Genomic DNA, 11,872 nt, shown 5'->3' on the forward strand with positions numbered 1-11,872 from the left:
TCTAATTCAACTTATTATTAAACGTCCGTAATTTTATGGCTGTTAGCACTTTTTTTGTGTATAATGGAAAATCGGCATTCAGTAACCAGCCAAAATAACCAGGCTCTTCATTCAATACATCTTCTACCCGTTTTCCTTTATGTTTTCCAAATGAAAAACACTCCTCACCCTTTTTGTTATAAATAATAAATCCAGCAAAATCTGCAAACTTTTTACGAGAACTGAACTCCGCCAAAAATTTAGAATCGTTTTCCAGTTCGTCATATTTAGCTATTTGGGCTTTAAGAACTTCATAAGTAGCTTTGGTATCTGCTTCCGCCGTATGGGCATCTTCCAAAATCTTATCGCAGTAAAATTTGTAAGCGGCACTCAAGGTACGTTGTTCCATTTTATGAAAAATGGTTTGTACGTCAACCGACAATCTATTTTTCATATCAAAATCCACATCGGCTCGCAGCATTTCTTCAGCTAATAATGGTATATCAAACCTATTGGAATTAAATCCGCCCAAATCGGAGTCCTTGATCATATTATGAATCTCTTTTGCCAATTCTTTAAAGGTTGGCTCATCGGCGACATCAGCATCTGATATTCCATGAATAGCGGTCACTTCTTTGGGAATAGGCATTTCTGGGTTCACCAACCATCGCTTTGATTCTTCCTTCCCATCAGGATATACTTTTAGTATGGCAATTTCTACGATACGGTCTGTTGTGATGTTAACACCTGTCGTTTCTAAATCGAAAAAACAAATGGGTTTTGATAAGTTTAAATTCATTAAAAAAGAATGTTTTGACAAAGATAACGGAGTTTCTTGGTAAATAAAATTTAGATTTAAAATACCTTATCAACACCTTATTAGAAACTTTTATTTCTTATGTTTTTCTCAAAATAAGTAAATTGGGAATCTATTCGTAACTGATAATTGTCATATAATTTATCTTATTAATACAGTAATTTTGACTATGATTTTGTTACAACATTTGTTATAAAATTATCATTTAAACTAGAATTAATTAAAACATTAATTAATCATGACAACAACAGTAGTAATTGGAGGCAGTTTTGCAGGTATGACTGCCGCTTTAGAAATTAAGCGTAAAGGCAAAAAAGACCACAAAGTTATTCTCATAGATAAATCACCATTATTCCTTTTTATACCTTCTTTAATCTGGGTTCCATTTAGAAGACGGGAAATGAAAGATATATCATTTAAAAAAGAACATATTTTAAGAAAGAAAGGTGTTGATTTTATTCACGCGGAAGCTTTAAGTGTCGATACTCAAACCCAGACCGTTAAAACCACAGAAGGTGATTTCAACTACGACCATTTAGTTGTGGCTACAGGACCAAAAGTCAAGTTTGATGTTGCTCCTGGTGTTGCCGAATACTCACATTACGTAGGAACTCCAAATGGCGCTATGAAATTAAGAAGTGCTTTGGAAGCTTTTAAAGAAAATCCAGGTCCGATCGTTATTGGCGCAACCCAAAACGCAGGTTGTATGGGTGCAGCCTATGAATTTTTATTTAATGTAGAAAAATGGTTACGTGAACAAAAAATCAGAAAAAAAGTCGATCTCTACTGGATAACACCAGAGGATTACCTTGGCCATTTTGGAATCGATGGCATGCCACTTGGCGAAACCATGCTCAAGACTTTTATGAAGATGTTCAACATTCATTACAGAACGCAAGTTGCTGTCAAAGAAGTAACACCAAACTCTGTTATTCTCTCCAGCGGAGAAGAAATAAAAAGTTCATTAACGCAATTGATGCCGCCATTTGTAGGTGTTGATTTTGTCCAAAACTCACCGTCACTTTATGCCAATCAGAATGGTTATCTTCCTGTTGAAGACACTTATCGTCATAAGCAGTTAGAAAATGTATGGGCTGCTGGTATTGCTGTACAAGTTGATTTACCGTTTGAATGTAAAAACATTCCATTCTCTGCACCGAAAACGGGATATCCATCTGATGAAACTGGTAAAATTGTGGCTAAAAATATTTTACGAACCGTTAATGGCAATACCAAGTTAGTTAAAAAACCTTGGGGTAAAATCCCAGGACTTTGTGTCATGGATGCCGGCAAGAAAGAGGTGCTTATTTTTTCAAATAACTTGTTTAAACCAAGAACCTTTGCCATTATGCTACCCAATGTCTTTTATGATTTCACCAAAATACTATTGGAAAAATACTTTCTATGGAAATCAAAAAGAGGCTATGCTTGGATGCCTTAAGATTCCGTTTTTAAACAAAAAAAGCACCACAAGTTGTGGTGCTTATTTATATAATTTAATATAATTCTTAAATTTCTCTATTTGGGTCCCAGGCTTCTAAATAATCTTTTACAGCCTTCACAAACTGACCACCTAATGCACCATTAACAACTCTATGATCATAAGAGTGTGACATAAACATGCGGTAACGGATACCAATGAAATCACCTTCTGGCGTTTCGACAACTGCTGGTACTTTTCTAATGGCTCCCAAAGCCAAAATACCCACTTGTGGCTGATTGATAATTGGTGTTCCCATGATACTACCAAAAGTTCCTACATTCGTAACTGTGTAAGTTCCGCCTTGAATATCGTCTGGCTTTAATTGGTTTAATCTGGCACGGTTAGCCAAATCATTCACCTTTTTGGTCATTCCAACCAAATTCAATTGATCAGCATCTTTAATTACCGGTACAATTAAATTACCATCTGGTAAGGCTGCTGCCATACCTAGATTGATATGTTTTTTCTTGATGATGCTGTCTCCTTGCACTGAAATATTCATCATTGGGAAATCACGTAATGCCTTGGCAACGGCTTCCATAAATATGGGTGTAAAAGTTAAGTTCTCGCCTTCACGCTTTGCAAAATCATTTTTGACTTTATTACGCCAATTCCAGATTTTCGTCACATCAGCTTCAATAAAACTTTGCACATGTGCTGATGTCTGAACAGACTCGACCATATGATGCGCGATGAGTTTACCCATTCGCGTCATTTCGATAATCTCATCATCACCAGAAGCTACCACAGGTGCCGCTTTTGGTTTTTCGGTGTCTTGAGTTGGTTGAGGCTTATCGACAACAGTCGATGTGGCAGGTGACTCAACTTTTGGAGTCTCTGAACGGTTTCCTAAATAAGCAAATATGTCATTTTTAGTCACGCGTCCATCCTTACCCGTTCCTGGCATGGCATCTAATTCACTTTGAGAAATACCTTCTTTTTTCGCAATATTTTTAACCAACGGTGAATAAAATCGATCACCTGAAGACACTATTGGCGCAGCTGTTTCTTGAGCTGCTACCACAGTTTTTTCAACCTCGGCAACAACAGGTGCTGCTAGAGCTGCTTCCGTTTTTGCCGGCTCTGATGATGATACCGAAACACTGCCTTCACCTTCAGTTTCTATAATAGCAATAGTTTGCCCAACTTGAACCACATCGTCAACATCAAATAGCTTTTCAACTAAAATCCCCTCTACTTCACTGGGTACTTCACTATCAACCTTATCGGTTGCGATTTCTAAAACGGCTTCGTCGGCATCAATAGTTTCACCTACTTCTTTCAACCAAGATGTAATGGTTGCTTCTGCGACACTTTCCCCCATTTTAGGGAGTTTTAATTCAAATTTTGCCATATCTGTAATGGAACGCTGTTTTTTTAAATTACGCCTGCAAAATTAATGAAAATTCATTGAAAGTATTGCAGTTTCTTCAATTAATTATTTTTAACAAGAATGACTTCTCCGCGGTTTTTAGAACTATTACTTCCTAAAATAAAGTTATGATTTTCAGACAATATCTTGAATGAAATTCCTTTTTGTGTTTTATAATTATCAATTAATTCTATTATGCCTTTATAGGTCATGGTTTTGGCATCAAAAATAATTTCAGTGTGTGCTTTTAAGTCTGGTAATTCGGTAACAACCTCAAATGGTTTATTCAATATTGCTTTTAAAAACTCACAGTTGCGACTAGACAAAACCACATATCTATCTACTCGAACATGAGGTTTTTTCGGTTCGGTTCGCATGAGATAAGCGCCTTTTATTCCAAGCCAAACCATCATATTGAATAGCCAATTTTTCTTGAAATGCTTTTTATAAAAAATCTGCATAGCACCGTAAAAGCGCTTGGCATAATTAACATCTTTCAATGTGCTTTCTCCTTTATAGTGAATGATGCTAGTATTGCCATTGTAATAATTGGTATAACCAGCTGTCAAAACTTTATAGGAAATATCAACATCTTCGCCATACATAAAATAGTCTTCATCAAAACCACCAACCTCATTGTAAAGTGATTGCTTCATGAACATAAATGCGCCAACGAAAATCGGAACTTCCCCAATTTCAAATTCATTTATTTGATTGGCATAATAATCATAGGGATTCCCAAGCAGTTTTTTAAGGGCAATAACTGGTTTTGGAATATTCCGCTTGCTTTCAGGCAAAAAATGCCCTGTACCATCAATTAAACGACAACCCACAATACCCAAATTGGATTGTGAATCGGCGAACTGTAATAACATGGAAAACGTATCTTCAGCCACAACTGTATCTGGGTTTAAAATACAAATGTATTCCCCTTTGGCTTGCTTTACACCCAAATTATTTCCCTTGGAAAAGCCGTCGTTGTTTTTGTGTTCAATGAGATTGACATTCGGAAAATGTGTTTTGACCATTTGACAACTATCATCTTCAGAATTATTATCCACCACAATAATTTCTGCATCCAAATCGGCAATAGCAGCCTCAACACTATTGAGACATAATTCCAAAAAATAACGGACATTATAATTTAGTATGACGACTGATAATTTCAACAAATAACTCGCTTAAAAGTGCCGTAAATATAAACTTAAATAATAAAAGCGCTATTCTAACAACTTAAAATAAAAGATGTTGAAATTAATTGGCAAATAATATTAAATTTGCTGCTTTATAAAATATAATGGTATTTAGCAGCGCTTATTTTTTACTTCTTTTTTTACCTTTTGTACTACTACTCTATTTTTTAGTCACAAAAAAATATAAAAATTTAGTTCTACTAGCAGCTAGTTTGTACTTCTACGCTTATGGTGAGAAGTTCCTAGTTTTAATTATGATATTCTCTACTTTGGTAGATTATAAATGTGGTATTATGATTGAAGAAGGTAAGAAAAAACTAGGCCTTCGTATTTCATTATTTGCCAATTTACTGACATTAGGAATTTTCAAGTATTTCAATTTTGCTATTGACAATTTTAAATCGTTGATAGATTCGGTAGGCATTCAAACAAATGCCTTTGACAGTGTTATAGAAATTGCCCTACCACTCGGTATTAGCTTTTATGTTTTTCAAACCATGTCCTATACCATTGATGTGTATAGAGGCAATGTGAAAGCAAGTAGAAACTTGTTGGAATTTGCAACATATGTAACCATGTTTCCTCAATTAGTTGCAGGACCAATTGTTAGATACATTGATATTCAAAAAGAAATTGTTAAGCGTGAAGTAACTCTTGTTTCTTTTTCAAAAGGTCTCGAGCGTTTTATTTTGGGTTTAGCTAAAAAAATGATTCTAGCGAATACTTTTGCCAGTGTTGCCGATAGTATTTTTACAGAAAGCAATGGTGATTTCTCAACCATGAATGCATGGATTGGTATCCTTGCCTATACCTTTCAAATCTATTTTGACTTCTCTGCATATTCTGATATGGCCATTGGTCTTGGTAAAATGTTTGGGTTTAACTTCTTGGAGAACTTTAATTACCCTTACATTTCTAAAAGTATCAAAGAGTTTTGGAGACGTTGGCATATATCATTGTCATCATGGTTTAAAGATTACCTTTATATATCATTAGGAGGAAATAGAAAAGGTAAATATAGAACCTACTTAAACCTATTTATTGTATTCTTTATAACAGGGCTATGGCATGGTGCTGCGTGGAATTTTGTTATTTGGGGTCTTTTTCATGGCCTGTTTATTGTTATTGAACGTGTTGGATTTGATAAAATTCTCGACAAATTGTGGAACCCAATTCAGCACATTTATACCCTTTTCATCGTTGTAGTTGGTTGGGTTTTATTTAGGGCTGAAGATTTCAACCATGCCATGATTTATTTAAAAACCATGTTCGTTCCCACCGAAGGTGTTCACGCTTCAAATGATTTTATTTCTTACTTTAATTATAATAGTGAAGTTGCCTTAATATTTATTTTGGGTATCATATTTTCTTTTCCGATATATCCTTATTTAGAGAAAAAGTTAACAAATCCTATGTTGTTGCCTTTTAGATATATCTTTGTAATGGTATTGCTTTTTGTTTGTATCGTTTATATTGCAGCGGGATCATACAACCCTTTTATTTATTTTAGATTTTAAATTAACACCAAAACATGATGAAAAATAGACTTCATAAAATATTTATCACTGTTAGCATGGTGATGATTTCTATTCCTCTGGTTTTTGTTTTACTTAAAATAAAAGTAGAGCCCATGAATCCTGGTGAAAAGAAAATTAGTTTAAATTTTAAACGGAATTTTCCATTAAAAGCTGAATTATTTGAACTATACTGCTTTGCTAAAGTCAATGTTTTTCATGTTAATCCTATTCCTTACTCTGCAATAGATATAAATAATGGCTGGAAATTTTTAGGGAATAAATTCAGTAATGCCCTTTCAGAGTCAAAAGGAATATTAAATTTTGATAACAACGAACTTAACACCATTAAAACCAACATTCTTGAAAAGAAAAAGTGGTTTGAAGATAATAACATCAAATTTTATATTTCAATTGCTCCCAACAAACATACTATCTATGGGGATATGATTCCTATTGCCAAAAGCAATAAAAAAACAAAATTCGAACAAATTGACTCCTTGTGCAAAACCATAGATGTTCCCTTTATAAATCTTGGCGAGTATTTCCCGAAAGACAGCATCAGACTTTATCACAAAACTGATTCCCATTGGAATCATCTTGGTGGTTTTTATGCCTCTAAAGCTATTATTAACAAAATTTCAAATGATTTTAGTTCAACTCATTTTGACATGCGCCCGCTTGAGGATTATGAGATAGAACGTTTTAATTCCAATATTGGCGATTTAAACGGGATGTTATTTATTGAAAAAAATGAAGAGTTTATAAACGCGAAACCAAAATTTAAATATCGTTGGACCGAACAGCCGAAAGAACTTCCTATACCATCACCTTATCATTTTGGTTCTGAAAATTATGAATCACGATACACAAGTGATACCAATGATTTAAAAATTATAATCATGAGAGATTCATTCTTCGGAGCTCTCAAAGAATACGTAGCAAATGATTTTGGAGAAACACTTTGTATTTGGAGACATAACTTTGATAAATCGCTGTTTGAAATAGAAAAGCCTGACATTGTTCTTTATGAAATCGTGGAGAGAAATATAGATGTTTTCTTGACTGATAATTTTGACCACGCGCCCAATTAATAGATTATAAATTCGTACTTTGCTGTCAATCTAAACTTATGGATTTTAAAAACGAACCATTAGTATCTATTTGTATTCCAACCTATAATGGCAGTTCATATATTGAAGAAACGCTCTTAAGTGCGCTCAATCAAACCTACAAGAATATTGAGATAATTATTACTGATGACAAATCATCAGATAATACTGTAGAATTATGTAAAAATTTCGCGTCAAAAGATAACAGAATTAAAGTATTTGAAAATGATTCTAATTTAGGTCTCATAGGAAATTGGACGGAAAGTGTTGAAAAGGCGTCTTCTAATTGGATCAAGTTCTTATTTCAAGATGATTTACTACAGCCTACTTGTGTTGAAAAAATGATTCATGCGGCCTTGAACTTAAAAGTAGATTTAGTTATTTGCAACAGACAATACTTTTTCGAGGAAAACTTTGACCCGAAGATAAAAAGGGACTATGAAGAAAAGCTCCCAAAAACTGAATTGATTATTGAAGATCAAAAAATTTATACTCCTAAAGAAACAGCGAAACAAATCGCTCCACACTTTTTCAACAATTGCATTGGCGAACCTCCTACTTTGCTTTTCAATAAAGCCATTTATTCAAAAGAAGACTTTTCTGAAGAGTATTTCCAATTGGTCGATTACGATTTTATTTTAAATAAAATTTTAGCACACAATTTTGTTTTTATTAGTGAGAAACTTCTGAAATTTAGGGTTCATAGTAAATCAGAATCCATGAAGAATAGTCAATCTGATAAAGAAAATAAAAAGGCATTTGATCGGTATTTGTACATACACTATTATGAAAAAATCCTGTTATGTCACAAAATTATCAATAATCCTGTTTTTAATGAATTGAACAAACTTATAAGCAATGAGGATGTTGAAAAAATTAAAAATTGGTTTGTTATTAAATCTTATAGAAGACATGGTTTTAAAAATGTGTTTCCATTTTATAAATCTTCTAAATTAAGTGACTTTATTTTGTCGCCTGTTACTTCCAGTTATTCCACCTTTAAATACAAGCGGATGAAAATAAGCCACAAAAAATACAGAAAAAAATATAAGATTTAGCCTAACATGGAACTAGTCTCTGTAATTATAAGTACCTATAATGGTTCAAAGTTTATTGAAACGCAATTAAAAAGTTTGATAAACCAGACCTATAATAACTTGGATATAATTGTTGTGGATGATGCCTCTACCGACAACACAAAGGAGATTGTTAATACTTTTGCTAAAGAATACAAAAACATAACCACACAATATTATGAAAAAAATGTAGGTTACATTAAAAATTTTGAACGTGGCATGTCTTTAGCTAAAGGTAGCCTCATAGCCACCTGTGATCAAGACGATTGGTGGGATCCGACTAAAATTGAAAAATTAGTAAACAATATTGGTGATCACGATATTATTTATTGTGATTCAGGATTTACTAACCAATATTTAGAAACTTCAGGAAATAGTTTCTCAAAAATTAAGAATTTAATTAGCTCTAATGACCCCCTTAATTTTGTTATAGAGAATTGTGTTTCTGGCCATGCAAGCTTAATAAAAAAATCATTATTTGATAAATCGACTCCATTCCCTGATTTGATTCCTTATGATTGGTGGTTAACATTTATGGCATCGCTCAATAATGGTATCACTTATCATGACGAAATACTGGTGAAGTATCGTTTTCATGACAACAATACCATTGTTTCTGACAAAAAAAATATTGATAAGGAAGCAAAGCTTTTAGAAAAAAAACATCGAGTACATCAATTCCATGAAGCCATTCCTGAAAATCATTATGCTAAAAAAGTTTTAAGACAAATAGACAACTCTTACAGTAACTTTTCTTTTGTCAACAACATCAAACGTGTGACTGTATTCCTCTTAAACAGTCATGCCCTACTTAAAATTTTGAAAAAGTCTTACTTCAAAAAAATGATATTTTGCTTCAGCATGTTTTTTAAAGTTAAATAGTGTTCTATGAAAGTTACAATTATCAGTCTTGACAAATGGGGATATAATGATTTTATAGCACAAGAGCTATCTAGAAGAGGCATAGAGGTCAAGCATATCGATTTTTATAAATTAAAATATTCATATCCTACGTTTTTTCATAAAGCCATTAATTTTTTCATAAAACATTTATTCAACTATAACCTAAAACGAGAGCACTTAAATAAAGTTTTAGAAAAAGCCATATCAAAAGATGAAAGACAAGATGCTATTTTGATAATAAAAGGTGATAACCTATCGGTTAAAACCATTAAATCTATCAAGAAAAACACACAAACATTAATTACTTTTTTAAATGATAGTATGGCTAGATATCCCAGAATGAAACGGGTATATCCTTACTTTGATGAAATCTATTCCTTTGATCCAGATGATGTCGTAAAACATCATTTCAAGTTGATTACTAATTATATTTATTTCGACTACCAAAAAACCCAAAAATCTATACCTAAATATGGTGTTTTCAATATTAGTTCTCTAGATAAGCGAACCAAAACAATGCCTCAATTTGCAAGATACTTTAGAGATCATCAAATTGATTATAAGCTCATTGCTTTTTCCGATAAATATTACGAAGAATTGGAAAACCTAAATATCGAACAAACTAAAGAAACCTTCTCTTTAGAAATGGTATTCGAACTAGTAAAAGACAGTAAATATTTACTTGATTTGCAACGTCCCAAACAAAAAGGGCTTTCATTCAGAATTTTTGAAGGAATTGCTTTAGAAAAGAAGATTATTACAACCAACAAAGATATTGTCAACTACGATTTTTATGATGACAATAATATAGCTGTTGTTGATCCAAATGATATTTATATACCAGATGATTTCTTTACCTCGCCATACAAAAAACTCGACGAAAACATCGTAAAGAAATATCACATCTCAACTTGGGTTAACACGGTGTTTAATCTAGAAAATGTTTGAATATGACCTCAACACTGTTAATATCAACATATAACTGGCCGGAAGCACTTGAACTTGTTTTGATGAGTGTTTTAAAACAAAAATTACTACCTAATGAAGTTGTGATAGCAGATGATGGCTCAACAGAAAGCACCAAAGACCTTATTGAGAAGTTTAAAAAAGATTTTCCAATAAATATAAGGCATATATGGCATGAAGATAATGGTTTTACCAAAACAGTCATTTTAAACAAAGCTCTCAAAACAATTACATCAGATTACATCATTCAAGTTGATGGTGATATTATTTTACACCCTTACTTTATAAAGGACCACTTAACGCTCGCGAAAAAAGGCATGTATTTATTTGGTTCGCGTACATCTTTAACCAAAAAATATTCTCAAAAAATCCTTAAAGAAAAACGGATTACGTTCTCATGGATTGATGGTGGTATGTTAAGAAGAACACGTGCTATCTATTTTCCAATTTACAATTTGACAATTAAAGCAAAGCACAAAAACTCAAGCAAACTTCGAGGTTGCAATATGTCTTATTGGACATCTGACGCTCTTAATATAAATGGGTACAATGAGGATTATGTTGGCTGGGGTTATGAAGATTTTGATTTTGCCCAACGGTTATTACACTCCGGTCTTGCAGCAAAACGCATTAAACATGCTGCAATACAGTATCATATTTTTCATAAAGAAGCAAAAAAAGGAGATACCGATAAAGGCAATAGAATACTGGCCGAGACCATTGATAAGAAAATATCCGTTTGTAAAAACGGTATTAAAAAGTTATGATTTTAAAGACGCCACAAAAGGAATACGATTAATAATACTCCTACCCAAAGTAATTTCATCGGTATATTCCAGTTCATTACCAACCGAAATACCTCTGGCTATGGTTGATGTAACAACATCATAATCTTGGATTTGTCTGTAAATGTAAAAGTTGGTTGTGTCCCCTTCCATAGTAGAGCCCAAAGCGAAAATCAGCTCCTTAACATTTCCTGCTTTTACTTTTTCAACCAATGATTCAATATTCAAATCATTGGGTCCAATACCATCCATAGGCGATATTTTACCACCCAACACATGATATAACCCTCTAAACGAACTGGTATTTTCAATAGCCATGACATCACGGATATCTTCAACCACACAAATAATCTCTTCGGTACGATGAGGGTTAGAACAAATTTCACAAATAGCATGGTCACTGATATTGTGACATTTTTTGCAGAAATTAATTTCAGAACGCAAGGTTTTTAAAGCGTCTGCCAATTCCAATGATTGGCTTTCTGGTTGACCTAATAAATGCAATACCAAACGTAAAGCTGTGCGCTTACCAATGCCAGGTAATTGTGACATTTCATTCACAGCTCGTTCCAATAATTTTGATGAAAATTCCATTGCTGCGAATTTACGATTTTACATTTAAGAATTGTATATACAATCGTAATTTGTATTTTGGCTTAACATTAGATTTTT

The 11,872-nt window shown here is 33.1% G+C and carries 11 protein-coding genes; 7 read left to right on the forward strand and 4 right to left on the reverse strand.

Features of this window, described 5'->3' with window-relative positions; all coding sequences use genetic code 11:
- Window position 1: 1 nt before the first annotated feature.
- Window positions 2-778, reverse strand: coding sequence for a 3'-5' exonuclease (locus tag C1T31_RS04780; protein WP_103051352.1), 777 nt, complete (start codon window positions 776-778; stop codon window positions 2-4).
- A 256-nt stretch (window positions 779-1,034) separates the two neighbouring features.
- On the opposite strand from C1T31_RS04780, the gene C1T31_RS04785 reads away from it, so the two are divergent.
- Window positions 1,035-2,237 carry an NAD(P)/FAD-dependent oxidoreductase gene (locus C1T31_RS04785; RefSeq protein ID WP_103051353.1) on the forward strand — a complete coding sequence of 401 codons (1,203 nt, stop codon included), beginning with the start codon at window positions 1,035-1,037 and terminating at the stop codon, window positions 2,235-2,237.
- Between the two features lie 67 nt (window positions 2,238-2,304).
- Here the strand turns inward: C1T31_RS04785 and C1T31_RS04790 are convergent, their stop codons facing one another.
- Both C1T31_RS04790 and C1T31_RS04795 read right to left on the reverse strand, forming a co-directional pair.
- The gene (locus tag C1T31_RS04790; RefSeq protein WP_103051354.1) at window positions 2,305-3,633 is read right to left on the reverse strand and encodes a dihydrolipoamide acetyltransferase family protein; all 1,329 of its coding nucleotides are present in this window, start codon (window positions 3,631-3,633) and stop codon (window positions 2,305-2,307) included.
- A gap of 80 nt (window positions 3,634-3,713) precedes the next feature.
- A complete protein-coding gene (locus C1T31_RS04795; RefSeq protein ID WP_103051355.1) occupies window positions 3,714-4,820 on the reverse strand; it encodes a glycosyltransferase family 2 protein in 1,107 nt (368 codons plus the stop codon).
- A gap of 128 nt (window positions 4,821-4,948) precedes the next feature.
- On the opposite strand from C1T31_RS04795, the gene C1T31_RS04800 reads away from it, so the two are divergent.
- From C1T31_RS04800 to C1T31_RS04825, 6 genes are read left to right on the forward strand one after another with little or no spacing between them, the layout of a single operon-like run.
- Complete coding sequence (locus C1T31_RS04800; RefSeq protein WP_103051356.1) at window positions 4,949-6,361, forward strand: MBOAT family O-acyltransferase; 1,413 nt, start codon at window positions 4,949-4,951, stop codon at window positions 6,359-6,361.
- A 14-nt stretch (window positions 6,362-6,375) separates the two neighbouring features.
- Window positions 6,376-7,452 carry an alginate O-acetyltransferase AlgX-related protein gene (locus C1T31_RS04805; protein ID WP_103051357.1) on the forward strand — a complete coding sequence of 359 codons (1,077 nt, stop codon included), beginning with the start codon at window positions 6,376-6,378 and terminating at the stop codon, window positions 7,450-7,452.
- Between the two features lie 38 nt (window positions 7,453-7,490).
- Complete coding sequence (locus C1T31_RS04810; protein ID WP_103051358.1) at window positions 7,491-8,528, forward strand: glycosyltransferase family 2 protein; 1,038 nt, start codon at window positions 7,491-7,493, stop codon at window positions 8,526-8,528.
- Between the two features lie 6 nt (window positions 8,529-8,534).
- A complete protein-coding gene (locus C1T31_RS04815; protein WP_103051359.1) occupies window positions 8,535-9,428 on the forward strand; it encodes a glycosyltransferase in 894 nt (297 codons plus the stop codon).
- A 6-nt stretch (window positions 9,429-9,434) separates the two neighbouring features.
- Entirely contained in the window at window positions 9,435-10,397 is a 963-nt protein-coding gene (locus tag C1T31_RS04820) for a hypothetical protein (RefSeq protein ID WP_103051360.1), read from the forward strand.
- Window positions 10,398-10,399: 2 nt separating this feature from the next.
- On the forward strand, window positions 10,400-11,182 hold the full coding sequence (locus C1T31_RS04825) for a glycosyltransferase family 2 protein (RefSeq protein ID WP_103051361.1): 783 nt from the start codon (window positions 10,400-10,402) through the stop codon (window positions 11,180-11,182).
- On the opposite strand, the gene recR is transcribed toward C1T31_RS04825, so the two are convergent.
- Window positions 11,177-11,794, reverse strand: a complete 618-nt coding sequence (gene recR, locus C1T31_RS04830) for a recombination mediator RecR (RefSeq protein WP_103051362.1) — start codon at window positions 11,792-11,794, stop codon at window positions 11,177-11,179. The two genes, C1T31_RS04825 and recR, sit on opposite strands and share 6 nt — an antisense overlap.
- Window positions 11,795-11,872: the final 78 nt, after the last annotated feature.

It is taken from the genome of Hanstruepera neustonica, assembly GCF_002895005.1.
Taxonomy (GTDB): Bacteria; Bacteroidota; Bacteroidia; order Flavobacteriales; family Flavobacteriaceae; genus Hanstruepera; species Hanstruepera neustonica.

Coding starts and splice junctions, on each gene's coding strand:
- C1T31_RS04810 (WP_103051358.1), top strand. CDS start 7,491: ATGGATTTTAAAAACGAACCATTAGTATCTATTTGTATTCCAACCTAT.
- C1T31_RS04780 (WP_103051352.1), bottom strand. CDS start 778: ATGAATTTAAACTTATCAAAACCCATTTGTTTTTTCGATTTAGAAACG.
- C1T31_RS04820 (WP_103051360.1), top strand. CDS start 9,435: ATGAAAGTTACAATTATCAGTCTTGACAAATGGGGATATAATGATTTT.
- C1T31_RS04805 (WP_103051357.1), top strand. CDS start 6,376: ATGATGAAAAATAGACTTCATAAAATATTTATCACTGTTAGCATGGTG.
- recR (WP_103051362.1), bottom strand. CDS start 11,794: ATGGAATTTTCATCAAAATTATTGGAACGAGCTGTGAATGAAATGTCA.
- C1T31_RS04790 (WP_103051354.1), bottom strand. CDS start 3,633: ATGGCAAAATTTGAATTAAAACTCCCTAAAATGGGGGAAAGTGTCGCA.
- C1T31_RS04800 (WP_103051356.1), top strand. CDS start 4,949: ATGGTATTTAGCAGCGCTTATTTTTTACTTCTTTTTTTACCTTTTGTA.
- C1T31_RS04815 (WP_103051359.1), top strand. CDS start 8,535: ATGGAACTAGTCTCTGTAATTATAAGTACCTATAATGGTTCAAAGTTT.
- C1T31_RS04785 (WP_103051353.1), top strand. CDS start 1,035: ATGACAACAACAGTAGTAATTGGAGGCAGTTTTGCAGGTATGACTGCC.
- C1T31_RS04825 (WP_103051361.1), top strand. CDS start 10,400: ATGACCTCAACACTGTTAATATCAACATATAACTGGCCGGAAGCACTT.